The organism is Oceanibacterium hippocampi (genome assembly GCF_900172325.1).
Taxonomy (GTDB): Bacteria; Pseudomonadota; Alphaproteobacteria; order Sneathiellales; family Sneathiellaceae; genus Oceanibacterium; species Oceanibacterium hippocampi.
Map to the genome: position 1 here is coordinate 1,033,202 of NZ_FWFR01000001.1, position 26,319 is coordinate 1,059,520.

20 protein-coding genes are annotated in these 26,319 nt (G+C 67.3%); 11 read left to right on the plus strand and 9 right to left on the minus strand.

Translation table 11 applies throughout. From position 1 onward, the window contains the following. Nucleotides 1-15: 15 nt before the first annotated feature. Entirely contained in the window at nt 16-417 is a 402-nt protein-coding gene (locus tag OCH7691_RS04820) for an Mpo1-like protein (RefSeq protein WP_085882243.1), read from the minus strand. A 200-nt stretch (nt 418-617) separates the two neighbouring features. On the opposite strand from OCH7691_RS04820, the gene OCH7691_RS04825 reads away from it, so the two are divergent. The 7 genes from OCH7691_RS04825 (at nt 618) to OCH7691_RS04855 (ending at nt 11,146) form a co-directional block, all read left to right on the plus strand. Continuing rightward, nucleotides 618-1,064, plus strand: a complete 447-nt coding sequence (locus OCH7691_RS04825; RefSeq protein ID WP_085882244.1) for a MerR family transcriptional regulator — start codon at nt 618-620, stop codon at nt 1,062-1,064. A 93-nt stretch (nt 1,065-1,157) separates the two neighbouring features. After that, a complete protein-coding gene (locus tag OCH7691_RS04830) occupies nt 1,158-2,294 on the plus strand; it encodes a thiolase family protein (RefSeq protein ID WP_085882245.1) in 1,137 nt (378 codons plus the stop codon). Next, the gene (locus OCH7691_RS04835) at nt 2,294-4,627 is read left to right on the plus strand and encodes a 3-hydroxyacyl-CoA dehydrogenase/enoyl-CoA hydratase family protein (protein ID WP_176244913.1); all 2,334 of its coding nucleotides are present in this window, start codon (nt 2,294-2,296) and stop codon (nt 4,625-4,627) included. Before OCH7691_RS04830 ends, OCH7691_RS04835 begins: the two co-directional genes overlap by 1 nt. A 16-nt stretch (nt 4,628-4,643) precedes the next feature. Further along, on the plus strand, nt 4,644-6,434 hold the full coding sequence (locus tag OCH7691_RS04840; protein WP_085882246.1) for an acyl-CoA dehydrogenase C-terminal domain-containing protein: 1,791 nt from the start codon (nt 4,644-4,646) through the stop codon (nt 6,432-6,434). Between the two features lie 58 nt (nt 6,435-6,492). Beyond that, complete coding sequence (locus OCH7691_RS04845) at nt 6,493-7,629, plus strand: acyl-CoA dehydrogenase family protein (protein WP_085882247.1); 1,137 nt, start codon at nt 6,493-6,495, stop codon at nt 7,627-7,629. Between the two features lie 99 nt (nt 7,630-7,728). Next, entirely contained in the window at nt 7,729-8,937 is a 1,209-nt protein-coding gene (locus OCH7691_RS04850; RefSeq protein WP_085882248.1) for an acetyl-CoA C-acetyltransferase, read from the plus strand. 79 nt (nt 8,938-9,016) lie between these two features. Then, a complete protein-coding gene (locus tag OCH7691_RS04855; RefSeq protein WP_085882249.1) occupies nt 9,017-11,146 on the plus strand; it encodes a 3-hydroxyacyl-CoA dehydrogenase NAD-binding domain-containing protein in 2,130 nt (709 codons plus the stop codon). An 88-nt stretch (nt 11,147-11,234) separates the two neighbouring features. On the opposite strand, the gene OCH7691_RS04860 is transcribed toward OCH7691_RS04855, so the two are convergent. Continuing rightward, nucleotides 11,235-11,447, minus strand: a complete 213-nt coding sequence (locus OCH7691_RS04860; RefSeq protein WP_085883508.1) for a dodecin family protein — start codon at nt 11,445-11,447, stop codon at nt 11,235-11,237. A gap of 192 nt (nt 11,448-11,639) precedes the next feature. On the opposite strand from OCH7691_RS04860, the gene OCH7691_RS04865 reads away from it, so the two are divergent. Beyond that, nucleotides 11,640-12,224, plus strand: coding sequence for an NADPH-dependent FMN reductase (locus OCH7691_RS04865; RefSeq protein WP_085882250.1), 585 nt, complete (start codon nt 11,640-11,642; stop codon nt 12,222-12,224). A 343-nt stretch (nt 12,225-12,567) separates the two neighbouring features. Beyond that, complete coding sequence (locus tag OCH7691_RS04870; RefSeq protein WP_085882251.1) at nt 12,568-13,395, plus strand: PEP-CTERM sorting domain-containing protein; 828 nt, start codon at nt 12,568-12,570, stop codon at nt 13,393-13,395. Between the two features lie 49 nt (nt 13,396-13,444). Here the strand turns inward: OCH7691_RS04870 and OCH7691_RS04875 are convergent, their stop codons facing one another. The 6 genes from OCH7691_RS04875 to OCH7691_RS04900 all read right to left on the minus strand — a co-directional run bounded on the left by OCH7691_RS04875 (nt 13,445) and on the right by OCH7691_RS04900 (nt 20,901). Further along, nucleotides 13,445-14,635: a CaiB/BaiF CoA transferase family protein gene (locus tag OCH7691_RS04875; protein ID WP_085882252.1), complete on the minus strand. Its 1,191-nt coding sequence runs from the start codon at nt 14,633-14,635 to the stop codon at nt 13,445-13,447. A gap of 154 nt (nt 14,636-14,789) precedes the next feature. Further along, nucleotides 14,790-15,095: a HigA family addiction module antitoxin gene (locus tag OCH7691_RS04880; protein WP_085882253.1), complete on the minus strand. Its 306-nt coding sequence runs from the start codon at nt 15,093-15,095 to the stop codon at nt 14,790-14,792. 102 nt (nt 15,096-15,197) lie between these two features. Beyond that, a complete protein-coding gene (locus tag OCH7691_RS04885; RefSeq protein WP_085882254.1) occupies nt 15,198-17,189 on the minus strand; it encodes an acetyl/propionyl/methylcrotonyl-CoA carboxylase subunit alpha in 1,992 nt (663 codons plus the stop codon). 11 nt (nt 17,190-17,200) lie between these two features. After that, nucleotides 17,201-18,385: an acyl-CoA dehydrogenase family protein gene (locus OCH7691_RS04890; protein ID WP_085882255.1), complete on the minus strand. Its 1,185-nt coding sequence runs from the start codon at nt 18,383-18,385 to the stop codon at nt 17,201-17,203. A 16-nt stretch (nt 18,386-18,401) separates the two neighbouring features. Continuing rightward, nucleotides 18,402-20,021, minus strand: a complete 1,620-nt coding sequence (locus OCH7691_RS04895) for an acyl-CoA carboxylase subunit beta (protein WP_085882256.1) — start codon at nt 20,019-20,021, stop codon at nt 18,402-18,404. 13 nt (nt 20,022-20,034) lie between these two features. Beyond that, the gene (locus tag OCH7691_RS04900; protein WP_085882257.1) at nt 20,035-20,901 is read right to left on the minus strand and encodes an SDR family oxidoreductase; all 867 of its coding nucleotides are present in this window, start codon (nt 20,899-20,901) and stop codon (nt 20,035-20,037) included. Nucleotides 20,902-21,083: 182 nt separating this feature from the next. Here OCH7691_RS04900 and OCH7691_RS04905 point away from each other — a divergent pair, with 182 nt between their 5' ends. Continuing rightward, a complete protein-coding gene (locus OCH7691_RS04905) occupies nt 21,084-21,386 on the plus strand; it encodes an SCP2 sterol-binding domain-containing protein (protein WP_085882258.1) in 303 nt (100 codons plus the stop codon). 37 nt (nt 21,387-21,423) lie between these two features. Here the strand turns inward: OCH7691_RS04905 and OCH7691_RS04910 are convergent, their stop codons facing one another. After that, nucleotides 21,424-22,818, minus strand: coding sequence for a chloride channel protein (locus tag OCH7691_RS04910; protein ID WP_176244914.1), 1,395 nt, complete (start codon nt 22,816-22,818; stop codon nt 21,424-21,426). Nucleotides 22,819-23,464: 646 nt separating this feature from the next. Here OCH7691_RS04910 and OCH7691_RS04915 point away from each other — a divergent pair. Beyond that, nucleotides 23,465-26,245: a FecR family protein gene (locus OCH7691_RS04915; RefSeq protein WP_085882259.1), complete on the plus strand. Its 2,781-nt coding sequence runs from the start codon at nt 23,465-23,467 to the stop codon at nt 26,243-26,245. Nucleotides 26,246-26,319: the final 74 nt, after the last annotated feature.

Consider the following 26,319-nt stretch of genomic DNA (forward strand, 5'->3'; position numbering starts at 1 on the left):
TCGTTACCAAAGAAACTATTTGCCGGCACCCGCCGGCGCCCCGCCACGGGTATCTCCGGTCGAATCGTTGCCCGCGCCGTTGCCGCCCGGGCCGACGCCGGCCCGCCGGAGTTCCGGGCCGAGCCTGCCGACGAGGAAGAGCACGAACATCCGGAAGTCGCTGAACAGCGACCAGAACGGGTATCTGAAGGTCGCCGGACGGTTCTTCTCGATCAGGAAATGGGCGGCCCAGGCCGGGCCGTAGCCGGCAACCAGCGCCACCGCGATGAAGACCGGTTCGCGGCTCACGATCAGGGCGGCAAGCGCCAGCAATGCCAGCGACGATCCGACATAATGCAGCGCCCGCCCTTGCGGCCGTGAATGCTCCCGAAGATAGTAGGGCCAGAACTCGCTGTAAGTGGTGATCCGCTCCGTCATGGACGGCCCTCCCTCGAAATCGCGAAGTCCGCGCGTATCTTCATTTCTCTTGTTCGTTATCCGTATCGTGCGCGAGCTTTGGAGACAGATCAAGCGTCCGCCGGAGCCGGCGCCCGGCCCGCTGGCCGGGAGGCCGCAAGGTTGACGTTTACGTTAACGTCAACTATAGTCCCGGCAGCCGAATTGCGTGGGTGGAGACGATGGGACGGCGAATCAAGAAAGTCGACGCGGAAGCGCGCGAAACGTTCACGATCACCGAGCTGGCGGATGAATTCTCCATTACCGCCCGGGCCATCCGATTCTACGAGGACAAGGGCCTGCTGGAGCCGATGCGCTGCGGTCTCAACCGGGTTTACCGGCGCCGCGACCGGGCCCGGCTGCGGCTGATCCTGCGCGGCCGGCGGCTCGGCTTCACGCTCCGCGACATCAAGGAAATGCTCGATCTCTACGATCCTGCCGGCACGCCGACCCGGCAGGTGCAGGTGACGCTCGACAAAAGCCGGGAACAGCTCGTCAAGCTCGAGAAGCAGCGCCACGACATCGACGAGGCGATATCGGAGCTGCGGCAGGGAATCGCCGAATGCGAGGCCTATCTGGAGGGGCGGAAGCCCCGTGCCGCCGACGCGGCGCGTGCCCGCATCGCCTGATCGACCGCGCCGCGTAACCAGTTCTGGAACTGAACAGGCCGGCCGGACCGATGTCCGGCAGCGTGCCAACCGACAACAAGGGATGGTGGACCGATGAAAAACGTCGTCATTGCGGGATTTGCACGTTCTCCTTTCACGCTGGCCCGCAAGGGTGCGCTTGCCCGGGTGCGTCCTGACGAGATCGCCGGCCAGGTGGTCAAGGGGCTGCTCGAGCGGACCGGCGTCGACGCCGCCGACATCGAGGATGTCATCGTCGGTTGCGCCTTTCCGGAAGGCGAGCAGGGCCTGAACGTGGCGCGCATCATCGGCTTCCTCGCCGGTGTCCCGATCGGCGCGGCGGCGACCACGGTCAACCGCTTCTGCGGCTCCTCCATGCAGGCGATCCATCAGGCGGCCGGCGCCATCCAGATGAATGCCGGCGAGGTTTTCATCTGCGCCGGGGTCGAGAACATGACACGGGTGCCGATGGGTGGCTTCAACCCGATGCCCCATCCGGGCCTCTACAAGGAATATCCGGAAGCCTATGTCTCGATGGGCATCACGGCGGAGAATGTCGCGAAGAAGCACGGCATCTCGCGCAAGGAACAGGAAGAGATGGCGCTCGAGAGCCACCGTCGGGCAGCAAAGGCCCAGGCCGACGGCAAGTTCGACGACGAGATCGTCGCCATCGTCGACGGCAACCAGCGCATCGACCGGGACGGCTGCATCCGTGCCGACAGCACGCTGGAAGGCATGGCCGGCCTCGACCCGGCCTTCGACAAGGCCGGCACGGTGACTGCCGCGACCTCCTCGCCGCTCACCGACGGCGCCTCGGCGACTCTGGTCTGTTCCGAGGAATATGCCGATGCGCATGGCCTGAAGAAAATCGCCCGCATCCGCTCGATCGCGGTTGCCGGCTGCAAGCCGGACTTCATGGGCCTCGGTCCGGTCCCGGCGACCGAGAAGGCGCTGAAGCGGGCCGGCGTCAAGCTGGCCGACATCGACGTGATCGAGCTCAACGAGGCGTTCGCCGCGCAGGCGCTCGGCGTGCTGCGCGAGAGCGGCATGGACTTCGCGAAGACCAACATCGACGGCGGCGCCATCGCGCTCGGCCATCCGATGGGTGCGACCGGCGCCCGGATCACCGGCAAGGCCGCGCAGATCATGGTCCGGGAGGGCAAGGGCCTGTCGCTCGCCACCCAGTGCATCGGCGGCGGGCAGGGCATCGCCACCGTCATGGAGGCCTGCTGATGGCCATCGAGAAGGTCGCCGTCATCGGCTCCGGCGTGATGGGTGCGGCGATCGCCGCCCATTGCGCCAACGCGGGTTGCCAGGTGGTGCTGCTCGACATCGTGCCGAAGGGCGCGGAAAACCGGAACGCGCTCGCCGAGGGCGCTGTCCAGAAACTGCTGAAGACGAAGCCGGCGCCGCTCACCCACAGCCGCAACGCGCGCCGCATCGCGACCGGCAACCTCGATGACAATCTCGACCTGCTGGCCGACGTGGACTGGATCTGCGAGGCGATCATCGAGAACCCCGACATCAAGCAGAGCCTCTACGGCAAGCTCGAAGCGGTCCGCAAGGACGGCTCGATCATCACCTCGAACACCTCGACGATCCCGCTCGGCCGCCTCGCCAAGGGCATGCCGGACCGCTTCCAGGCGGATTTCGCGATCACCCATTTCTTCAATCCGCCACGCTACATGCGGCTGTTCGAACTGGTCGCCGGGCCGAAGACCCGTCCGGATGCGATTGCCGACCTGCGCGCCTTCGCCGATGTCAGGCTCGGCAAGGAAGTCGTCGACTGCAAGGACACGCCGGGCTTCATCGCCAACCGGATCGGCATCTACTGGTCCTGGATCGCGCTCTCCAAGGCGATCGACCTCGGCCTCAGCGTCGAGGAGGCGGACGCCATCGTCGGCAAGCCCATGGGCATTCCGAAGACCGGCATTTTCGGCCTCGCCGACCTGACGGGCATCGACCTCGCCCCGCATGTCAACGCCTCGATGCTGGCGCTGCTGCCGGCCGACGACGCCTTCTGCCAGGCCTATGACGCGAAACATCCGCTGGCCACGACGGTCGAGCGGATGATTGCCGAGGGCTATACCGGGCGGAAGGGCAAGGGCGGCTTTTACCGCCGGGTCGTCAAGGACGGCGCCAAGCGCACGGAAGTGCTCGACATCGCCAGCGGCGAATACCGGGCCGAACGGAAGCCCGACCTGGCGAGCGTCAAGGCGGCGCGGAAGGGTCTGCGCGCCCTCGTCGAGCATGATGACAAGGGCGGCGCCTATGCCTGGGCGGTGCTCTCGCACGTACTCTCCTATGCCGCCTCGCTGGTTGGCGAGATCGCCGACGATATCGTCTCGATCGATCTCGCGATGAAGACCGGCTACGCCTGGAAATACGGCCCGTTCGAGCAGATCGACCAGCTCGGCGCCAAATGGTTCGCGAACCGGCTCGCGGCCGAGGGCCGGCCGGTGCCGGCGATCCTGAAGAAGCTCGGCGGTGGCCGCTTCTACAAGGAGGAGGGTACCCGCGCGCTCTACTACGCGCTGGACGGCAGCTACCAGGACGTGCCGCGCCCCGAGGGCGCCTTCCTGCTCGCCGACTACAAGCGCGGCCGGAGCCCGGTCGCGGGCAATCGCAGCGCCTCGATCTGGGATATCGGCGACGGTGTCGCCTGTCTCGAGATCCACACCAAGATGAACAGTATCGACCCGGACGTGGTGGCGATGCTGAAGACCGCCTCGAAGATCGACAAGCAGGGCTTCAAGGCGCTGGTGATCCACACCGATGCCGACAACTTCTCCGTCGGCGCCAATGTCGGGATCGCGATCTTCGCCGCCAACGCCGCCATGTGGCCGCTGATCGAGGGTTCGATCTCGGAAGGCCAGAGCACCATGCTGGCGCTGAAATACGCCAAGTTCCCGGTGGTCGCGGCACCGGCCGGGATGGCGCTCGGCGGCGGCTGCGAGATCTGCCTCCATGCCGACGCGGTGCAGGCCCATGTGGAAAGCTACATGGGGCTGGTCGAGGTCGGCGTCGGGCTGCTGCCCGGCTGGGGCGGCTGCAAGGAACTGATCAGCCGGGCGCTCGCCAATCCGAAGCGTCCGGGCGGGACGATGCCGGCGATCTCGACGGTGTTCGAGGCGATCGCCACCGCCAAGGTCGCGACCAGCGCCGAGGAAGCCCGCGATCTGCTGATCCTGCGCCCGTCCGACCGCGTCACCATGAACCGCAAGCGGGTGCTTGCCGACGCCAAGGCCCGGGCGCTGGAACTGGCCGCCAACTACGCGCCGCCGGAACCGGTCGACATCGCGCTGCCCGGCCCGACCGGGCAGGCCGCCCTGTCGATGGCGGTCGAGGGCCTCGTCCACCAGGGCAAGGCGACCGCCTATGACGGCGTGGTCTCGGGCGAGGTCGCCCGGGTGATCACCGGCGGCGACACCGACATCACCGAAACGATAAGCGAAAAGGCGCTGATGAAGCTCGAACGCGACAGCTTCATGACGCTGATCCGCAACACGCAGACGCTGGACCGGATCGAGCACATGCTCACCACCGGCAAGCCGCTGCGCAACTAGTCAGGGAGCCAGCCAGATGCCGATCTACGAAGCCCCGGTCAAGGATATCCGGTTCGTCCTGAACGATCTCATCGGCGTGCAGAAATACGCCAATCTGCCGCATTTCTCCGAGGCCACGCCGGATGTCATCGACGCCATCCTGGAGGAGGGCGGCAAGTTCCTGAGCGAGGTCATCCAGCCGCTCAACCAGGTCGGCGACCACGAGGGTTGCACCTGGAAGGACGGCGAGGTGACCACGCCGACCGGGTTCAAGGACGCCTACAAGGCCTATTGCGAGGCCGGCTGGGGCACGTTGTCGTCCGATCCGGACTATGGCGGCCAGGGCCTGCCGCATTATCTCGGCATCGTCTTCGCCGAGATGATGTCCTCGGCCAACCTCGCCTTCGGCATGTATCCCGGGCTATCGCACGGCGCCTACGAGGCGCTTCGCCAGCACGGCACCGACGAGCAGAAGGCGATGTTCCTGCCGAAGCTGGTGTCCGGCGAATGGACCGGCACGATGAACCTGACGGAGCCCCATTGCGGTACCGACCTCGGGCTCATGCGGACCAAGGCCGAGCCGAACGACGACGGGACCTACCGGGTCAGCGGCACAAAGATCTTCATTTCCGCCGGCGAGCACGACCTGGCGGAAAACATCATCCACCTGGTGCTGGCGAAGATCCCGGGCGGCCCTGAGGGCATCAAGGGCGTCTCGCTGTTCCTGGTGCCGAAGTTCCGCATCGAGGCGGACGGCAGCCTCGGCGACCGGAACGGCGTCTCCTGCGGCTCCATCGAGGAGAAGATGGGGATCCACGGCAACTCGACCTGCGTGCTCAACTACGACAACGCCATCGGCTACCTGATCGGCGAACCCCACCGCGGCATGCGGGCGATGTTCACGATGATGAACGCGGCCCGCATCGGCGTCGGCATGCAGGGCCTCGGGATCGCCGAGGTCGCCTACCAGAACGCCGTCGTCTATGCGCGCGAGCGCATCCAGGGTCGTTCGATCTCGGGCGTCAAGGCGCCGGAACAGGCGGCCGACCCGATCATCGTGCATCCGGACGTGCGCCGCATGCTCCTGCAGATCCGGGCTTTCACCGAGGGCTCGCGGGCCTTCGCGCTGTGGGCCGGGGTCTCGCTCGACCTGGCGGAATCGGCGAGCGACGCGAGCGAACGCCGCGACGCCGAGGATTTCCTGGCGCTGGTGACGCCGGTGCTCAAGAGCTTCCTCACCGACGGCGGCTTCGAGGCCGCCAATCTCGCCATGCAATGCTACGGCGGGCACGGCTATATCCGCGAATGGGGGATGGAGCAGTTCGTCCGCGACGCCCGCATCACGCAGATCTACGAGGGCGCCAACGGCGTCCAGGCGCTCGACCTGGTGGGCCGCAAGCTGTCCGCCAACATGGGCCGCTCGCTGCGCCAGTTCTTCCATCCGGTCGACCGCTTCCTGCAGGAGAACATGGGCGACCCGGAGATGAAGGACGTGGTCATGCCGCTGGCCAAGGCCTTCGCCCATCTGCAGCAGGGCACGCTCTGGATCGCCGAGAACGGCCTGAAGAATCCGGACAACGCGGGGGCCGCCTCGAGCGACTATCTGAAACTGTTCGGCCTCGTCGCGCTCGGCTTCATGTGGGGCCGCACCGTCAAGGTCGCCCGCGAGAAGCTCGCCAACGGCGCCGACGATCCGCCCTTCCTCGAGACCAAGCTGGCGACGGCGCGCTTCTTCTTCGCCCGCATGCTGCCGGAAACCTCGTCGCTGGTCGCAAAGATCAATGCTGGCGCGGACAGCCTCATGGCGCTCGACGCGGAGGCATTCTGAGGCTATCGAAAATGCGCGCCGGTCGCGCCGGCGCCGAGTTCAGGGGGTAACGACACCGATGATCGAACGCACGATCTTCGCCGAGGAGCACAATCTTTTCCGTGAATCGGTCCACCGGTTCATGGAGGAGGAAATCGCGCCGCACCGGGAACGCTGGGAAGAGCAGGGCCAGATCGATCGCGAGGCCTGGCTGAAGGCGGGCGAGCAGGGCTTTCTCTGCCCGACCATGCCGGAACAGTACGGCGGTGCCGACGCGGACAAGCTCTACAGCGTGATCCTGATGGAGGAGCAGGCGCTGACCGGCGCCTCCGGCCCGGGCTTCGGGCTGCATTCGGAGATCGTCGCCCCCTACATCCTGCATTACGGCTCGGACGAGCAGAAGGAAACCTGGCTGCCGCGCATGGCCAAGGGCGAGGTGATCGGCGCCATCGCCATGACCGAGCCCGGCACCGGCTCGGACCTGCAGTCGGTCAAGACGACGGCGGTGAAGGACGGCAACGAGTTGGTCATCAACGGCGCCAAGACCTTCATCACCAACGGCTACATGTCGGATCTGGTGATCGTCGTCGCCAAGACCGACCCGAAGGCCGGCGCCAAGGGCGTCAGCCTGATCCTGGTCGAGGCCGACCGCGATGGCTTCACCAAGGGCCGCAAGCTGAAGAAGCTCGGCCTGAAGGCGCAGGATACCTCGGAGCTCTTCTTCGACAATGTCCGGGTGCCGATGACCAACATGCTCGGCGGCGAAGGGCAGGGCTTCTATTACTTGATGCAGGAACTGCCGTGGGAGCGCCTGCAGATCGCCATCACCGCGATCGCCACCTGCGAGCGCATCGTCGAGCAGACGATCGCCTATACCAAGGAGCGCAAGGCCTTCGGCCGCGAGATCGCGAGCTTCCAGAACACCCGTTTCAAGCTCGCCGAATGCAAGACCGAGACGCAGGTCGCCCGCGTCTTCGTCGATCGCTGCATCGACCTGCTTCTGCAGAAGAAGCTCGATGTCGAGACCGCGGCGATGGCGAAATACTGGTGCTCCGACCTGCAGTGCAAGGTCATCGACGAATGCCTGCAACTCCATGGCGGTTACGGCTTCATGTGGGAATACCCGGTTGCCCGGGCCTATGCGGACGCCCGCGTCCAGCGGATCTACGGCGGAACCAACGAGATCATGAAGGAACTGATCGGCCGCGGCCTCTGACGGCTCTTGCAGCGCCGGCGGGGCGCGCTACCTCGAGACTTGCGGGGCGGGCGCACGGCACGGGATCGGACCGGGCGGTCCGGACAAGGAGAAACGACGATGACCGACGCATTCATTTTCGACGCGGTACGGACCCCGCGCGGCAAGGGCAAGAAGGACGGCTCCCTGCACGAGGTGGCGCCGATCGAGCTGGCCGCGACCGCGCTCCGGGCGCTCCGCGACCGCAACAACCTGGACACCGCGGAAGTCGACGATGTCGTGCTCGGCTGCGTCGAGCCGGTCGGCGACCAGGGCTCCGACATCGCCCGCGTCGCGGTCCTCTTCGCGGACTATGACGAGAGCGTCTCCGGCGTCCAGATCAACCGCTTCTGCGCCTCCGGGCTGGAGGCCGTCAACATGGCCGCCGCCCAGGTCATGTCGGGGCAGTCGGACCTCTCGATCGGTGGCGGCGTGGAAAGCATGTCGCGGGTTCCGATGATGTCGTCGGGCGGTGCCTGGGCGTCGGATCCGGCGGTCGCCTTCCACACCTACTTCGCCCCGCAGGGCATCGGCGCCGACATGATCGCCACCAAGTGGGGCTACAGCCGCGACGACGTCGACGCCTACGCGGTGGAAAGCCAGAAGCGCGCCAAGGCGGCCTGGGACGCGAACCGTTTCTCCGCCTCGGTCGTCCCGGTGAAGGACCAGAACGGCCTGACCATCCTCGACCATGACGAGTTCCTGCGCCCCGAGACCACGATGCAGACGCTGGCCTCGCTCAATCCGTCCTTCATCATGCAGGGCGAGCAGCTCGGCTTTGACAGCGTCATCATGCAGCGCTACCCCGAGGTCGAGCGGCTGAACCATGTCCATCATGCCGGCAATTCCTCGGGCATCGTCGATGGCGCCGCCGCGGTGCTCGTCGGCAGCGAGGCGATCGGCAGGAAGCTCGACCTGAAGCCGCGCGCCCGCATCCGCTCCTTCGCCTCGATCGGCTCGGAGCCGTCGATCATGCTGACCGGCCCGTCCTACGCGGCCGAGAAGGCGCTCAAGCGGGCCGGCATGACCGCCGCCGACATCGATGTCTGGGAGCTCAACGAGGCCTTCGCCGCCGTCGTGCTCCGCTTCATGGAGGCGATGGGCGTCGATCATTCCGACATCAACGTGAACGGCGGCGCGATCGCCATGGGCCATCCGCTCGGCGCGACCGGGGCAATGATCCTCGGCACGGTTCTCGACGAACTGGAACGTTCCGGCAAGTCGACCGCGCTGGTCACGCTCTGCGTCGGCGCCGGCATGGGCACCGCGACCATCATCGAGCGCGTCTAGACAGGGACCGGACGGGGGGCGGGGCGGCGCGCGGGATTTCGCGCGGACACCCCCTCTCGCGGAGACAGGGGATATCAGGATGATCAACTATTCCGTCGATTCCGACGGCATCGCCACCATCAGCTGGGACATGCCGGGCCGTTCGATGAACGTGCTCAACGACCAGTCGCTTCCGGCCTTCATCGATGCCGTCGACAAGGCGATCGCCGACGATGCGGTCAAGGGTGTCGTCATCACCTCGGGCAAGGCCGACTTCATCGCCGGCGCCGACCTGGAGATGCTGCAGGGCTGGTCCGGCGCGGCCGACGCCTTCGCCTCGGTCATGAACACCAACCGCGCCTTCCGCCGCATGGAGACCTCGGGCAAGCCGTTCGCGGCCGCGATCAACGGCACCGCGCTCGGCGGCGGCTTCGAGATCTGCCTCGCCTGCCATTACCGGGTCGCGGCCGACAAGCCGAAGGCGCAGATCGGCCTGCCGGAATCCCAGGTCGGCCTGCTGCCGGGCGGCGGCGGCACCCAGCGCCTGCCGCGCCTGATCGGCATCCAGGCGGCGCTGCCGCTGATCCTCGAGGGCAAGCGGCTGAACCCGGCGGCCGCCGCCCAGGCCGGCCTCGTCCACAAGGTCGTCCCGGCGGAGGAGCTGATGGCCGAGGCCAGGCGCTGGATCCGGGAAGAGGGCGCGAAGGGCGCCGCCCAGCCGTGGGACAGCAAGAGCTTCAAGCTGCCCGGCGGGCCGGTGCAGAGCCCGAAGGGGATGCAGACCTTCGTCGCCGGCAATGCCATGCTGCGCCAGCGCACGATGGGCAACTACCCGGCGCTGAACAACATCATGAGCGCCGTCTATCACGGCTGCCAGGTCGACATCGACACCGGCCTCAAGATCGAGGCCCGGCAGTTCGTCGCCACCGTGCAGACGCCGGAAGCGAAGAACATGATCCGCTCGCTGTTCTTCGGCATGGGCGAGGCCAACAAGCTGGCCGACCGCCCGGCCGGGGTGCCGAAGCAGGCCTATTCCAGGGTCGGCATCCTCGGCGCCGGCATGATGGGCGCCGGCATTGCCTTTGTCACCGCGCTGGCCGGCATCGAGGTCGTGCTGATCGACACCGAACAGGCCGCGGCCGAACGCGGCAAGGCCTATTCGGAGGGACTTCTGAAGAAGCGCGTCGCCCAGGGCCGGATGGCGCAGGCGGAAGCCGACGCGGTGCTCGCCCGGATCACGCCGACCACCGACTATGCGCCGTTGAAAGGCGCCGAGATGGTGATCGAGGCGGTCTTCGAACGCCGCGACATCAAGGCCGAAGTGACGAGGAAGGCCGAGGCCGTGCTGGCCGCGGACGCGGTCTTCGCCTCCAACACCTCGACCTTGCCGATCACCGGCCTCGCCGAGGCGAGTGAGCGGCCGGCCAACTTCATCGGTCTGCATTTCTTCTCGCCGGTCGACAAGATGATGCTGGTCGAGATCATCATGGGCGAGAAGACCAGCGACGAGACGCTGGCGCGCGCCATGGATTACGTGAAGGCGATCCGCAAGACGCCGATCACCGTCAACGACAGCCGCGGCTTCTATACCTCGCGGGTCTTCGCGACCTATGTGGCAGAGGGCCTCGCCATGCTGGCCGAGGGCGTCGAGCCGGCGCTGATCGACAATGCCGGCCGGCTCGCCGGTATGCCGGTCGGGCCGCTGGCGCTTGCCGACGAGGTCTCGATCGAGCTGATCCACAAGATCGCCACCCAGTCGAAGGCTGACCTGGGCGACGCCTACCGCCCCTCGCCGGCCGATCCGGTGACCGCGCTGATGGTGGAAAAGCTCGGCCGCCTCGGCAAGAAGGCCGGCAAGGGTTTCTACGACTATCCGGAGGGCGCGAAGAAGCGGCTCTGGCCCGGCCTCGCCGATCACTTCCCGGTCGCCGACGCGCAGCCCGAGGTCGGCGAGGTGATCAAGCGGCTGATGTATGTGCAGTCGGTCGAGACCGCCCGCTGCATGGAGGAAAAGGTGGTCACCACCGCCCGCGATGCCGATGTCGGCTCGATCCTCGGCTGGGGCTTCGCGCCGTTCAAGGGCGGCACCGTCAGCCAGATCCATTCGCTCGGCCTCGATGCCTTCATCGCCGAATGCGACCGCCTCGCCCAGGCCCACGGCGCCCGCTTCGCGCCGCCGGCCCTGCTGCGCGACATGGCGGCGAAGGGCGAGACCTTCTACGCCGCCTGACCGTTCGTCACGACACGTGTTGCCCGCGCCCCGGCCCGACAAGCCGGGACGTTCTGCTTCGCTGCGCCGGTGGCGACTTTGCCGGCGTTCAGTCCTCGTTGTAGCGGAAGGAGAGCTTGAGCCGGGTCCGGAAGGCGCGGATCTTGCCGTTCTCGATCTGCAGGTCCTGCTCGACCACCTCGGCGATCCGCAGGTCGCGGAGCGAGGCGCCCGCCCGGGCGACCGCCAGTTCCGCCGCCTTCTCCCAGGATTCGCTGCTGCTGCCCACGAGTTCGATCACCTTGTAGACGCTGTCCGGCATGGTGGCCTCCGTTGCTTCCGGGGCGTGCTCGCCGCCGCCCGGTCGGACGGGGCCGGCGCACCGGAACATTAGAATAACATAAAGTGTCGGCGGCGGGGCTGCATCCTGCGTCCCGGTCGGCTATGACCAATAGAGGCATTCCCTTTCGCGAACGGGGCTTGGCCGCTGGACAACTGATCGGGGAAATGAGCGATGGCGACGACGGCGAAGATCCTGGCCTTTGCAGGCAGCGCGCGGGACGGCTCCTGGAACCGGAAACTGATCCGGATTGCCGTCGAGGGCGCGTCCGAGGCCGGCGCCGAGGTGACCCTGATCGAACTTCGCGACTTCCCGATGCCGCTCTATAACGGCGACCTGGAGGCGGCCGAGGGTCTGCCGGAGCATGCGACGCGGCTGCAGGCGCTCTTCGCCGCCCATGACGGCCTGCTGATCTCGGCGCCGGAATACAACAGCTCGGTCACGCCGCTGCTGAAGAACACGATCGACTGGGTATCGCGCCCGAACGGCGATGCCCCGAGCCTGAAATTCATTCGCGGCAAGACGGCGGGGCTGGTCTCGACGTCGACCGGGGCGCTCGGCGGTCTGCGCGGCTTGCGCCACCTGCGCGAGATCTTCGGCAATATCGGCGTCACGGTGATCCCGGACCAGACGGCGGTGCCCAGCGCGGCCAGCGCCTTCGACGAGAACGGCCGGCTCACGGACGCCCGAAAGGAAGCGACCGTGAAGGCAGTCGGCGCAAGGCTCGTGTCGGTGACGAAGGCGCTTGCCGGAGTCTGACCGACGGCCGCGCCCCGCTACCACTCGTCGGGCCGGGTCGTACTATGGATTGAAAAAATTTCACACTTGATCACGCATTGCGAGAGTATTCTGCCGTAAGATCGCCTGATCGACATCTTGTGTCGAATTGCCTCGCGGCGTTCACGGGAGCGACGGTGCCCGCGGAACGTCGGCATGGAACAACGCTTTTTTGTCAAGGAATCCGACAAATCCGGCGCCGGTGGTGGAGCGCGTCCAGCTATCTTTCTGAAAATGAATATATTTCATACTCGGCATATAACTTGCATTAACCCTCGCCGGTTTCGTTGCTTGTCGCAAAAAAGTGCGCACGGGAGGTGCAATCATGGCGAGAGTGAGTGGCGTTCTTGGCGGAGTGGCCGCCTTTATGCTGGCCGGTTTCATGGCGTCACCGGCGGGCGCGGTGCTGGTATCGGCGTCATCGGAAGTCTATGAGTCCGGCGCGTTGGTAGCCCAGCAGGGTATCCTGGCCGGGGCAATTGCATCCAGCTCCGCGGGGATAACCGGGATCGGACAGGCCAACGCGTATTCGCGGGCGGATGGACTGCTGAATACCAGCGCTGTCGCCGGCGAGGAGGAGGACGATGGCGGTATCGTTATCGCGTTCTTCGCTTTCCCGGTGCCGACGGAGGAGGCGGCCGCCGCAGGATTCGCGGCCTGGGGGAACAGCGTCACCAACAACACGACCACGCTAGTGAATTACAAGTATCTCTTCCATGTCCAGAATCCGTCGCTCGGCACTGGCGGCGGCGCCGGTGACTTTGCCGGCCTGTCGATCGATATCACCCTCAACGGCGGCTCGATCTGGACCGGCTACGCCCAGATGGACGAATGCACGCTTTCCTCGAGCAACTTCGGCGCGCCGGTCGGAACTTCCGGTTGCGAGGCCGACTTTGCCTCCTTCACGATCGGGCTCGATCTCGGGACCTATGCGCCCGGCGGAAGCTTCGATCTCGGCTACACGATGACCGCCTACGCGGAGACCGCCGACAAGACGCGGCCGGCCTTCGCGCGGATCGGCGATCCGATCAACCCGACCGGCGACCCGATACAGATCACCGAGACGGCGATCACGGTCCCGGAACCGGCGATGCTCGGGATTTTCGGCCTCGGTCTCGCCGGCCTCGGCCTGATGCGTCGCCGACGGCGCTGACCGGAAACCGGACGCGACCCCTCCGGATCGCGGAGGGGTCGTAACGGTTCTATTCTCCGCCCAGCACGCCGGCCTCGCGCAAGGCGGCGATCTCGTCCGCTGACAGCCCTGCTTCGCACAATATCTCGGGCCCGTGCTGGCCGAGCGCCGCACCGCCGAAGCGGATGCTCGCCGGGGTCTCCGAGAAGCGGGCCGGCGGGCGCGCCTGGCGGAGGGTCCCGGCCTGATCGTGCGGCGTTTCGACCAGCGTCTCCATCGCCACCACCTGCGGGTGGCCGACCATCTCGCCACGGGTCAGTACCGGCACGGCGGGCACATCCTCGGCTTCCAGCCGCGCGAGCCATTCGGCCGCGGTGCCTGTCCGGAGTGCTTCCTGGGTCAGGGCCAGGCGGGCGTCGATATTCTCCTGGCGGAGCGAGACCGTGCGGAAGCGCGGATCGTCGAGCCATTCCGGATGGCCTAGGGCGCGGCTGAGCCCCGCCCATTGCCGGTCAGACTGCACGGCAACGCTGATATAGCCGTCCTTCGTCTCGTAAATCAGGTCGATGAAGCTCTGGGCCTTCGCCTGGGCGAACTCCCGGCCGACGAAGGTCTGGCTGCCCATGTCCGACGACCACATGAAGGCGATCACCGAATCCAGCATCGAAAGCCGGACATGCTGGCCCTTGCCGGTCCGCGTGCGGGCGAAGAGTGCCGCCGTGATCGCCTGCGCCCCGGTGACCCCGGTCAGCTTGTCGGGCAGGATGGTGCGGACCAGCCGCGGCCGCTCGCCGTCCGAACCGGCCTGCACCGTGGTCAGCCCGGAGAGCGCCTGGACCAGCGGGTCGTAGACCGGCTTCGCCGCGTAGGGCCCGGCCTCGCCGAAGCCCGAGATCGAGACATAGACGATGTCGGGGGCGACCGCGCGCACCGCGTCCTCGCCGAGGCCCATGCGTTCGACCACGCCGGGGCGGAAATTCTGCACGAAGACGTCGGCGCCGCGGACGAGCCGGAGCAGCGCCTCGCGGCCGCGCGGGTCCTTCAGGTCGAGCGCGATCGACCGCTTGTTCCGGTTGTTGTTGAGGAAGGAGGCGGAGAAGCCGCCCGCGCGGTTGGAGACGGCGCGGGTATGGTCGCCGCCCCTCGGCGGCTCGACCTTGATGACGTCGGCGCCCTGGTCGGCCAGCATCATGGTGGCGAGCGGACCGGCGATCATCTGGGTCAGGTCGACGATGCGAACCCCTTCGAGCGGACCTGTCATGGCAGCGGTTTCTCCCCTGGGCGTTGGCGTGGCCGGACACAGATGCGCGCCCGGGCGGGAGGAGACAACCGCGGCTCGGCCGAAAGCGCTTTTGCGTGGAAAGGCCCCGGGCGATCGCCCGGGCGCAACCCTGCCGACGGCGCCGCCCGGTCTGTCAGGCCTTCTTGTTGCCCGGCGTGATCGAGGCGGCGATCTTCAGCCAGCTTTCCCGGCGCTCGACATCGAGGTCGTAGTCGGCCTGCAGATGCATCCAGTTCTTGGCCGCGATGCCGAAGAAGCGTTCGAGGCGGAGCGCGGTGTCGGCGGTGATCGCCCGCTTGCCGTTGACGATGGCGCTGATCCGGTTCGGCGGCACGTGGATGAGACGGGCCAGCCGATTGATGGAGATGCCGAGCGGGTCCATGAAGCTCGCCTTCAGGATCAATCCCGGATGGCTGACGCGGGTGTCCGTTTCGCTCATGACTTCAACTGTACGAGGGTCCGTGCCGCGATCAAGCGGAAAACGCGGCCCGGCCACGGAATCATGACGTGTTGCGTATCCTGTTGCGGGGTCGGCAGCCGTTCAGCGGTCGCCTTCGGCCGTGCCGGCCGGCTCGCTCGCGATCTCGACCAGCAGTTTCCGCGCCGCCACCTGGTCGCCGTCCGCGACATGGATTGCCGCGATCCGCCCGGCGGCGGGCGCCACGATCTCGTGCTCCATCTTCATCGCCTCGATGACCAGCAGGCACTGGCCGCGCCCGACCCGGTCGTCCGCTGCCGCGCGGACGGCGACGACGCGGCCGGTCATCGGCGCGAGAATGCGCCCGTCGGCGGCACTGTCGTGCTTGCGCGGCGGGGCGAGCAGGCGATTCTCGATGCTGAACTCGCGGCCGTCGCACGCGAGCAGCAGCGTCTTCCCGGCAAAGGCGTAGGCCGCGCGCCGGCGATGACCGTCGGCGTCGAAGCGGAGCTGTCCGTCGGCGTTCTCGAGAATCCGGATCGAGAGCGTCTGCTCGCCGATCGTCGCGACAGCGACGCCGTCGCGCGCCACCGTCATCGTGAAGGCATGCTCGGTCTCGCCCGCGCGGAGCCTGCAGGGCAGGGCGCGCGGCCCGGTCGAACCGAAGCCGGCGAAGCCGTCGCTGTCGGCGCCCCGGTTGCGGAACAGCAGCGCGGCAAGCGCCAGCGCCGCAGGCCCGGGCGGTGCCGCGCCAGCGGCCGGATCGGGCGCCGTCCAGTCGGTTCCGACGAAGGCGGTCGTCGCCTCGCCGGCGACGAACACGTCATGTTCCAGGCAGTCGAGGAGAAAGCCCCGGTTGGTCGTGAGGCCGAGGATCGCGCAGTCGCCGAGGGCGCGGACGAGACGCCGCCGCGCCTCGTCCCGGTCGCGGCCACGGGCGACGATCTTGGCGAGCATCGGGTCATACCAGGAGGACACCTCGAGGTCCCGGGCAAGGCCGTGATCGACCCGGATGCCGGGCCCCTCCGGCGGCGACCACAGGGCGACCCGCCCGGTCCCGGGGAGAAAATCGCGGGCCGGATCCTCGGCATAGAGCCGTGCCTCGATGGCATGGCCATCGAGCACAACCTCTTCCTGGGTGAGCGGCAGTTCCTCGCCGGCGGCGATGCGGCACTGCCAGTCGACGAGATCGAGGCCGGTGATCGCCTCGGTCACCGGATGCTCGACCTGCAGGCGGGTGTTCATCTCCATGAAGTAGAATGCGCCATCGCCGTCGAGTAGGAACTCGACCGTGCCGGCGCCCCGATAGGCGATGCTTTTCGCCGCCTTCACCGCCGCCTCGCCCATCGCCGCCCGGATCGCGGGCGTCACGGCGGGCGAGGGCGCCTCCTCGATCACCTTCTGGTGGCGGCGCTGCACCGAACAGTCCCGCTCGCCCAGGTGGATGACGTTGCCGTGCGCATCGCCGAAGACCTGCACCTCCACGTGGCGCGGCCGGGGAAGCGCCTTCTCGACGATCAGGGTGCCGTCGCCGAAGCCGTTCAGGGCCTCGGAGCGGGCGGCGCGGAGCGCCTGTTCGAACCCGCCGGGGCCGGCGACCAGCCGCATGCCACGGCCGCCGCCGCCGGCCGACGCCTTGATCATCACCGGGAAGCCGATCTCGCGCGCGGCGCGGACCAGGCGCGCGTCCGACTGGTCCTCGCCTTCGTAGCCGGGGATGCAGGGCACGCCCGCCGCGATCATCCGCCGCTTCGCCTCGGCCTTGTCGCCCATCGCGCGGATCGCCGCCGGGTCGGGGCCGATGAAGGTCAGGCCGGCGGCCTCGCAGGCTTCCGCGAAGGCGGCGTTCTCGGACAGGAAGCCGTAACCCGGATGGACCGCGTCGGCGCCGCTCCGGGCGGCTGCGGCGAGGATCGCCTCGGTCGAGAGATAGGAGGCGGCGACCTCCGGCGGGCCGATCCGGATCGCCTCGTCGGCCTGCGCGACATGGGGGGCGTCGGCGTCGGCGTCGGAATAGACGGCGACGGTGCGGTAACCCGCGGCGCGCGCCGAGCGCAGCACGCGGACCGCGATCTCGCCGCGATTGGCGACCAGGACCTTGCCGAAGCGGGCCATCCGGGGCCGGCCTATTCGGCCGCCTCGCGCCCACTGGCGGCCCGCCGGCCGGGCAACGTTCCCATATGTTTGGCGATGATGCCGAGCATGATCTCGTCGGCGCCGCCGCCGATCGAGGCGAGCCGCCCGTCGCGATAGAGCCGCGAGATCGGCGTCTCGTTCATGAAGCCCATGCCGCCGTAATATTGCAGGCAGCTGTCGGCGACCTCGCGGATCAGCCGGCCGGCCTTGAGCTTCACCATCGAGGCCCACTGGGTGACGTCCCCGCCGCCGACATAGGTCTCGACCGCCCGGTACAGCAGCGAACGCAGGAGCTCGATCTCGGTCTTGAGCTCGGCGAGACGGAAATGCACGACCTGGTTGTCGAGCACCGGCTGGCCGAAGACCTTGCGCTGGCGGGTATAGTCGATGGTCTCCTCGATCGCGCGTTCGAGGCTGAGCAGCAGCGAGGCGCCGGCCCACAGGCGCTCTTCCTGGAACTGCAGCATCTGGTAGACGAAGCCCTGGCCCTCGGCGCCGATCCGATAGCGCTGCGGGATGCGGACGTCCTCGATGAAGATCTGCGCCGTGTCCGACGACCACATGCCCATCTTGTCGAGCTTGCGGGCGACGGTGACGCCCCGGGCCGCCATCGGCATGATCATCAGCGATTTCGACTGGTGTACCGGGCCGTCCCCGGTATTGGCGAGCAGGCACATGAAGTCGGCCTGGGTGCCGTTGGTGGTCCACATCTTGCCGCCGTTGATGACGTAATCGTCGCCGTCCTTGCGCGCCGTGGTGCGGATCATCGCGACGTCCGAACCGGCGCCGACTTCCGACACGCCGAGGCAGGCGACCATCTCGCCGGCGATCGCCGGGGCGAGGAATTCGCGCTTCAGTTCGTCCGAGCCGAAGCGGGCGAGCGCCGGCGTCGCCATGTCGGTCTGCACGCCGACCGCCATCGGCACCCCGCCACAGGCAATATGGCCGAGCGCCTCGGCGACCGCCGTCGCGTAGGAATAGTCGAGCCCGAGGCCGCCATACTCGACCGGCTTGTTGACCCCTAGGAAGCCGAGCTTGCCCATCTTCCGGAATAGTTCGCGGGCGGGGAAGATGCCGGCCTTCTCCCATTCCTCGACATGCGGATTGACCTCGTCGTCGATGAACCGCTTCATCGAGCGCATGATCTCGTGGTGCTGTTCGCTGTAGATCGTCATCGGGATTCCTCCGGCCTCACATCCTGGCCACGCCGAACGTGTTGGCATTGAGTTGGCGCCGTTCCGCGTCGCGGCAAACGGCGAGGCAGTATCCGAGCACGGTGCGGCTGTTGCGCGGGTCGATGATGCCGTCGTCCCAGAGCCGGGCGGTGGCGTAGAGGGCGGTCGATTCGCCGTCCATGCGCTCGACGATCTTCGCCTCCATCGCCTCCAGAAAAGCCGGGTCCGCCTGCTGGCCGGCGCGCGCCATCTTCTCCTCGGTCACGATCGACATCACGCGGGCCGCCTGCTGGCCGCCCATCACCGCGATCCGGTTGTTGGGCCAGGCAAAGACGAAGCGCGGATCGTAGGCCCGTCCGCACATCCCGTAATGGCCGGCGCCGAAGGAGGCGCCGATATGCAGGGTGATCTGCGGCACGGTCGCGTTGGCGACCGCCTGGATCATCTTCGAGCCATGCTTGACGATCCCGCTCTGCTCGGCCTCGGTCCCGACCATGTAGCCGGTGGTGTTCTGCAGATAAACGATCGGCGTGCCGCTCTGGCACATCAGCTGGATGAACTGCGCCGCCTTGGCCGCGCCCCGGGCGTCGATCGGCCCGTTGTTGCCGATGATGGCGCAGGGTAGGCCATGGATCGCCGCCTGCAGGCAGACCGTCCCGGGCCCGTAGCCGGCCTTGAAATCGAGGAAGTCGGAGCCGTCGACGACCCGGGCAACGACCTCCCGGACGTCGTAGGGCTTGCGGTAATCGACCGGGACGAAGCCGAGCAGTTCCTCCGGATCGTAGCGCGGCTCGGCGAAGTCCGGGGCGTCTGCCGCCGCTTTTCCCGCGTCCCAGCCGAGCCGGCCGACGATCTCGCGGGCAAGGCGGATGCCGTCGGCGTCGTCCTCGGCGATGAAGTCGGCGACGCCGGAAACGGTGGCATGCATCTCCGCCCCGCCGAGTTCCTCGTCGCTCGCGATCTCGCCGGTCGCGGCCTTGAGCAGCGGCGGGCCGGCGAGGAAGACCTTGGCCTTGCCGCGCACCATGACGGTGTAGTCGGACAGCCCCGGCTGGTAGGCGCCGCCAGCGGTCGACGAGCCATGCACGACCGTGACCTGCGGGATGCCGGCCGCCGACAGCCGCGCCTGGCTGCAGAAGCCGCGGCCGCCGTCGACGAAGATCTCCGCCTGGTAGAGCAGGTTGGCGCCGCCCGATTCCACCAGGTTGACCACCGGCAGCTTGTTCAGACGCGCGATCTCCTGCGCGCGCAGGCTCTTGCGGAGGCCCATCGGCGCCACCGTCCCGCCCTTGATCGCGCTGTCGGAGGCAACGATCAGGCAGCGCGTGCCGGCGACCCGGCCGATCCCGGCGATCAGGCCGCCGCCGAAGACATTCTCCTTGCCGTCGTCGTCATGCATGGCGAGGCCGGCCAGCGTGGAGAATTCCAGGAACGGCGAATCCGGGTCGAGCAACAGGGCCAGCCGCTCGCGCGGCAGCAGTTTGCCGCGCTTCTCAAAGGTCGCCTTCTTGCCGTTCGAGATGTCGCGGACCTTCTGTTCGAGAGCGCGGAACCGGGCGATCCAGTCGAGCATCTCGGCGCGGTTCGCCCGAAAGGCCTCGCTGCCTGTATCGATCGTGCTCTCGAATTCCGCCATGCCGGGTTCCCGCCTAGTCTTCGCTCAATACCTGCGGCGTCGACGCCAGGTGGAAGCCGTCGAAGGCCGGCGCCGGCTCGCCTTTCGGCAGCGGGTAGTTGCCGCGCGCGTTCGGCGCCGCGCCGTCGACGCGCAGACAACTGCCGGAGATGAACGCCGCGCCGTCGGACAGCAGGAAGACGATGGCCGCGGCCACCTCTGATTCCGTACCGACCCGGCTGAGCGGGACAAGCGTCTTCAGGCGGCGGATCATCGGCCGGACTTCTGGCGGGTAGTTGTCGAGCCCGGAGGAGGCGATGTAACCGGGCGCGACGGCATTGACCCGGACCCCGGCATGCCCCCATTCGACCGCCGCCGTCTCGGTGAAATTGAGCATGCCCGCGCGCGCCGCGCCGGAATGTCCCATCGCCGGCATCGACCGCCACATGTCGGCGATGATGTTGACGATCGCGCCGCCATGGTCGGCCATCCAGCGGTTGTAGCATTCGCGGGCCATCAGGAAGCCGCCGGTGAGATTGGTCCGGACCACGGTTTCCCAGCCTTTCTGGCTGATCTTGGCGAGCGGGGCGGAGAACTGGCCGCCGGCATTGTTGACCAGCCCGTCGATGCGGCTGTGGCGCGCGAGGATCGCCGCCACCGTATCGCCGACCGGGCCTTCCTCGCGGATGTCGCAGGGATGGGCGGTGGCCCGCCCGCCGGCCTCGGCGATCTCGGCGACGACCGCGTCCAGTTTCGCCGGCTTGCGACCGACCAGGGCGACATGAGCGCCGAGCGCGGCAAGCTCGTGCGCGGTGCAGCGGCCGATACCGCTGCCGCCGCCGGTCACGATGATGCTGCGGCCCTCGAAAAGCCCGGGCCGAAAAATGCTGTCGTAGCGCATCGCCCCCTCGGTTCCGCCGCCCTTCTCACGGGGCGGCGATTGACAGAAAAGTACTTGACGTTTACGTTAACGTCAAGCTGACGCCGGATTGTGAGACGGTGTCCGGCGACCGACATTCTGCAGCGTATTACGGGTCGGCGGGTGCGCCATTCCCGAAAACACCAAGACAAGAAGGACAGGTCATGGCCACGCTCGAAGAAATTACCGCCGGCATGGCGGAACGCCTCGGCGACGAATCCGGTCTCGATGCGACGATCAAGTTCGATTTCGGCGATGACGGCATTGTCTTCGTCGACGGCGCCTCTTCGCCGAACAAGGTCAGCAACGAGGACCTCGATGCCGATTGCACGATCCGCATGAGCAAGGACGATTTCGAGAGCATGGTGGCCGGGGACCTCGACGCGACCACGGCCTTCATGATGGGCAAGCTGAAGATCGAAGGCAACATGGGCCTGGCGATGAAGCTGCAGGGCATCCTCGGCTGATACGGCCCCCGTACCTGGCGGCGCACCGGGTGCCGCGTCAGGCCCGGTCATCGGGCCGATTGCGGCGCGGTGGCCGTCCAGGACGGCCAGGCCCGGGCTGGTGGCGGCTCAGCCATTTGAGCAGGCCATAGGACAGGCGGAACTTTTCCTCGCCGAGCGTCAGGTCCGGCCTGCCCAGCATCCAGGACGATTTCGGATAGGCGACCGGCTGATCCGGATAGACGCTTCGGTGTCCGATGATCAGATAGGCGGCGATCGCCGCGCCGGCGCCATAGATCGTGCCGGCCATCCCGCCGAACAGCTCGATGCCCATCAGGATCGCTGCGATCGGGGTGTTCGAGGCGGCCGCGATCACCGACACCAGCCCGACCGCCGCGCCGAGCGCGGGGTCGACATCGAGCAGGTCGGCGACGGCGCTTCCGGCGATCGCGCCGATCACGAACTGCGGCGTCGCGATCCCGCCGTAGAAGCCCGAGCCAAGCGTGATCGCGACCAGCAGCGTCTTCCAGACGACGCCCAGGAACGGCATCGCCTCGCCGTCGAGCGCGCGGCTGACAAGCGGCAGGCTGAGCCCCAGATAGTCGGTCGGGATGACGATGATCAGCGCCGACAGCAGGACGCCGCCGAGAAACGGCATGAGCGGCGGCCAGATCGCGAAGCGCGTCCGAAGTCGCTCGAACATCTTGCGCGACAAGGTGAGCATGTCGACGAAGAACCAGGCCACGAGGCCGCAGACGATGCCGATGACGATCGTCTTGATGAACAGGATCTCGGAGAATTCCGGCAGTACGGGAATGAGGTAATAGGTGTAGGGGACACCCCACATCTTGCTGACCTCGAACGAGGTGACACCGGCGATGATCGCCGGAAACAGGAAGTCATGGCGGATACGGCCGATCGCCAGCACCTCGACGCCGTAGATCGCGCCGGCGATCGGCGTGCCGAACACGCTGGCGAAGCCGGCGCTGACCCCGCAGGCCACGATCCGCTTCTGCAGTTCGACATTCAGCCGCAGCATCCGCCCGATCGCCGAGGCCAGGCTGCCCCCGATATGCGAGCACGGCCCTTCCTTGCCGGCCGAACCACCGGAGGCGAGCGTTATGAGGGCGGCGAGCGGCTTTATCGCGACCGTCTTGAACGGCATTCGGCCGGATTGCTTGTGCACCGAGGTGATGACCGAGTCGGTCAGGCCGGCGGTATTCCACCGATAGCCGTAATAGAGCAGAAGCCCGTTCAGAATGCCGCCCAGCGGCAGCAGGAGCATCTGCACCCAAAGCGGAACGGATGCCGTCCGTTCGGTGAGGAAGAACAGGCCGTGCAGGAAAAGACTGGTCCCGCTTCCGACGAACGCGCCGGCGACGGTGGCCAGGAACAGCCATTGCAGGATGGTCGCCAGCATGACTGCCGGCTCGACGTAATTGATACGCGGCATTGCAGGAGAGTCTTTCTTCGAGCGTCCCTTTTTCGCGATCCGGACCAGGGCATGCCCGCCAGGGCGACGGCCTGCCGGTCCGGGCTCGATCTGGATCGACGTCCAGGTTCCTGTGAGGGTCGGCTTCGGGCGCCGGGGAACGGCGCCGGGGCCGTGCCGGGGCGCGGGAACGTCCGGCGCTGCTTCGGTGTATCACCACCTGCGCGGACTGCGAAACCCTCTCTTCAATCACTGCGTTGATGCCGGGCCATCGCATGGCGCGATCGGCGCGTTGCCGGCGCCGATCGCTATCCTGCCGAACGACACACGAACCGCGGAATCTTAACGATTTTTTAATCAGTAACGATTCGCCTCGCCCGACCGCCTGCGATAGTATGAGTACAAATAGATGTGTCATTTGAGGGGCAAGTGACACGCGACCGGGCGGTCCGTGGCTGGATTGCATGCTTGGTGAGGAACGTGTCGCGGGCCATCGGCTGGCAATGCCAGCGGCATGGGCTTCTTACCGGCATGTCCGATTTGGCCATGCGTGCAATTGCGCCTGACGTGTGTATGGCAGCAGCAGCTTTCCCCTCGAAGGTAATTGAAGACCGGTTTCAGGCCGTTCGGTTTCAGGCCGTTGTGGTCAGAGTGTAGGGAGCGTGCGATGTCTGTAAGGCTGGGTGACTTTTTGCGGGGCGTGTGCGCTCTCTTCGCGCTGTCGCTGACCTTCGCCGGCCCCCCTGCGCATGCCGAGGATGTCGGTGTCACGACCGCCGTCAACCCGAACGCCATGGGGCGGCCGCCGTCGCTGCCCGAACGCCTGCTCAACGCCGGCGTCACGATGGTCCGCAACGAGGCGGTCAATACCACCGAGGGCGGCCGGGCACAGCTTGTCTTCCTTGATGGCTCGGCGCTCACCGTCGGCCCCTCGTCCAATCTCGTCCTCGACGAATTCGTCTATGACTCGAAGGCCGATTCCGGCCGGATCCTGCTGAGCGCCACCAAGGGCGTGTTCCGGCTGGTCGGCGGGAAGATCAGCAAGAACACACCGATGCAGCTTCGCACCGGTACCGCGACGATCGGCATCCGCGGCGGCATCATCGTCGCCCGCATCGTCGAGGAAGGCCCGCTGTTCGCCAAGTTCTTCTTCGGCAACGCCATGACCGTCACCTCGGGTGGCGTCACCAAGACCGCGACCCGACCCGGCTCGACGATCGTCGTTCCCTATCCCGGCGCGGAACCGAACGACCCGGAAATACTCGACGACGATGTCGACCTGGTCATCGCGCTCGACGATCTCGAGGCGGATCGCGGCAGCAAGGGCCTGTCCCGGAATCTCGGGATCGATGCCGCCCTGATGACCAGCGGCCTGGTCGATACGAGCAAACTTCCGACCATCGTCGAGGCCTCCACCGGCGTGCCGACGGAGCCGTCGAGCCCGGTCGACGAAAGCAAGTTCCCCTCCGGCCCGGCCAATCTCGTTCCGGTGCCGATCGGCCCCACGCCGAACCTCGGCGAGGAGGTACAGCAGCCGCCGATCATCATCGTAAGCCCGCCGCCGCCGCCACCTCCGCCGCCTCCGCCGCCACCGCCTCCTCCGCCGCCACCGCCGCCGCCGCCGCCGGCCGGGCTGACGCTGCCCGGGACCTTCGCGGGTTCGTTCCGCGTCGTCACCAGCGTGGCGTTCAACAACGCGGTCGTGACCAACGGTGTGCTGCGGGGCGAGCTCGACGGCAACCCGGCGAACGGCCCGGAACTGCTGCCGATCGCCGACGGGCCGTTCATCATCCAGAACTTCGACCCGGCGCTTGGTACCGGCACGGTCAGCGGGAACGGGTTCCTGTCAGGCGGGCGTGACTTCTATTACTACAGCCTGACGTCCGATCTGGACGAATCGTCGATCCTCGCCTTCGGCGGCCGCCAGACCCCGGCGGCCAGTTTCCCGGTTGGCGGCGCGAGCCTCTACCAGACCCCGCTGAACGGGTTGTTCGGCGGCTTGTCCGCCGGTGGCGGCGCGAATCCCTTCCAGGCCCAGCAGAACGGTCCCGTCGGAGCGTTTCTGGGGGGCGCCGGCGACAGCGGCTATATCAACTGGAATGTCGGCGGCAATGCCGGCCAGCGCGCGGTCTCCTTCACCGGGGTGCAGATCTCCGGCCAGGGCGCGGGGCAGACGTCGTCGCTGACCGGGGTCGTCGGCCGGGTCCTGCTCGACAATGACGGTATCCCCTTCATTTCCGCTCGCCGTCATGCCTCGACCCGCTATGGCACGGACCGGCCGGTCACGACGATCACCGGCGGCGCGTCGAGCGTCGACGACGCCGACGGATTCGATTTCTTCGGCACCGGTGCGCCGAAGCTGTTCGCCTTCGACACGTCACGCACGGACGGCAGCGACAGCACGCTGTCCAGCGGCATGGTCGAGCGCACGCCGGGCCAGCCCGACACGGTCAGCGATCCGCTGACCATTCTCACCGCCAGCGGGACCAGGGCGGCGCAGCCGATCGCCGACCAGTCGCTCGCCGGTTTCTCGGTCGGCTTCGTCGACCGCAGCGACGGCAACGGCGCGGTATTCGACCGCCGGGCCTTCTCCAGCAATTCCGACAACCCGCTCTCGGATCCGGAACCGGGCAATTTCACCATTTCGATCAACGGCGCGGAAAACCGCGTTGAGGTCGATGTCTTCGGCAGTGACCGGCTGGCCAACGGCGGGCCGGAGCAGGTCCGCATGGAACTCCAGTTCGGCGACGAAACCACGACCGTTCCCGGCCAGCCCGGCGGTAACAGCGCCATCTTGGACGCGCGCAACTTCCAGGCGCTCGACGACACGAACGGCCAGCAGAGAATCAACTACCAGAACGCGACCGATGTCTCGGCCCTGCTGACCACCGTCGATGCCAGCAATGGCGCCGGCGGCCTGGCGGGGTCGCTCCCGGCCGGCGTGACGCTCTGCACCTGCGAGTATCTCCGTTGGGGCTACTGGTCGGCGACCTTCAAGCGGCCGGACGGTACCGAGCACAATATCCATCTCGCCAACTGGGTGGCCGGCGATCTCGCCAGCCATGTGCAGATCTCCGGGCTCTCGGGTGCCACGGCGACGATCTTCGACGGCCATGTCAGCGCGACGATCAAGGCGGGCAGCGGTGCCGGCCAGAAGGTCTACAACGCGATCGGCAACATGAACCTGAGCTACACCTTCGGCGCCACCCAGGCCGGCAACTGGACGATCAGCAATCTCGACGGCGCCAATTACACCGGTTCCGTCGCCGGTGTCTCCGGCAAGGCGCATCTGTTCGCCGGTACCGGCGCGGGCGCCGGCCGCAGCGCGATCATCAACGGCGCCTTCTATCGCGGCGGCGGCGATCCGGCCGCCGCGGCCGGTGGCACGGCGCATGTCACCGGCCCGGCCTATGAAGGAATCGGCACGTTTGCCGTTCAGAAGCAGTAGGTGCAGACTCTCGGCGCGGAGATTCTGCCGTTCCTGGCGACGGCAGGATTTTGTTAAACATATCGTTCTATCAA

Coding starts and splice junctions, on each gene's coding strand:
- OCH7691_RS04820 (WP_085882243.1), bottom strand. CDS start 417: ATGACGGAGCGGATCACCACTTACAGCGAGTTCTGGCCCTACTATCTT.
- OCH7691_RS04825 (WP_085882244.1), top strand. CDS start 618: ATGGGACGGCGAATCAAGAAAGTCGACGCGGAAGCGCGCGAAACGTTC.
- OCH7691_RS04830 (WP_085882245.1), top strand. CDS start 1,158: ATGAAAAACGTCGTCATTGCGGGATTTGCACGTTCTCCTTTCACGCTG.
- OCH7691_RS04835 (WP_176244913.1), top strand. CDS start 2,294: ATGGCCATCGAGAAGGTCGCCGTCATCGGCTCCGGCGTGATGGGTGCG.
- OCH7691_RS04840 (WP_085882246.1), top strand. CDS start 4,644: ATGCCGATCTACGAAGCCCCGGTCAAGGATATCCGGTTCGTCCTGAAC.
- OCH7691_RS04845 (WP_085882247.1), top strand. CDS start 6,493: ATGATCGAACGCACGATCTTCGCCGAGGAGCACAATCTTTTCCGTGAA.
- OCH7691_RS04850 (WP_085882248.1), top strand. CDS start 7,729: ATGACCGACGCATTCATTTTCGACGCGGTACGGACCCCGCGCGGCAAG.
- OCH7691_RS04855 (WP_085882249.1), top strand. CDS start 9,017: ATGATCAACTATTCCGTCGATTCCGACGGCATCGCCACCATCAGCTGG.
- OCH7691_RS04860 (WP_085883508.1), bottom strand. CDS start 11,447: ATGCCGGACAGCGTCTACAAGGTGATCGAACTCGTGGGCAGCAGCAGC.
- OCH7691_RS04865 (WP_085882250.1), top strand. CDS start 11,640: ATGGCGACGACGGCGAAGATCCTGGCCTTTGCAGGCAGCGCGCGGGAC.
- OCH7691_RS04870 (WP_085882251.1), top strand. CDS start 12,568: ATGGCGAGAGTGAGTGGCGTTCTTGGCGGAGTGGCCGCCTTTATGCTG.
- OCH7691_RS04875 (WP_085882252.1), bottom strand. CDS start 14,635: ATGACAGGTCCGCTCGAAGGGGTTCGCATCGTCGACCTGACCCAGATG.
- OCH7691_RS04880 (WP_085882253.1), bottom strand. CDS start 15,095: ATGAGCGAAACGGACACCCGCGTCAGCCATCCGGGATTGATCCTGAAG.
- OCH7691_RS04885 (WP_085882254.1), bottom strand. CDS start 17,189: ATGGCCCGCTTCGGCAAGGTCCTGGTCGCCAATCGCGGCGAGATCGCG.
- OCH7691_RS04890 (WP_085882255.1), bottom strand. CDS start 18,385: ATGACGATCTACAGCGAACAGCACCACGAGATCATGCGCTCGATGAAG.
- OCH7691_RS04895 (WP_085882256.1), bottom strand. CDS start 20,021: ATGGCGGAATTCGAGAGCACGATCGATACAGGCAGCGAGGCCTTTCGG.
- OCH7691_RS04900 (WP_085882257.1), bottom strand. CDS start 20,901: ATGCGCTACGACAGCATTTTTCGGCCCGGGCTTTTCGAGGGCCGCAGC.
- OCH7691_RS04905 (WP_085882258.1), top strand. CDS start 21,084: ATGGCCACGCTCGAAGAAATTACCGCCGGCATGGCGGAACGCCTCGGC.
- OCH7691_RS04910 (WP_176244914.1), bottom strand. CDS start 22,818: ATGCCGCGTATCAATTACGTCGAGCCGGCAGTCATGCTGGCGACCATC.
- OCH7691_RS04915 (WP_085882259.1), top strand. CDS start 23,465: ATGTCTGTAAGGCTGGGTGACTTTTTGCGGGGCGTGTGCGCTCTCTTC.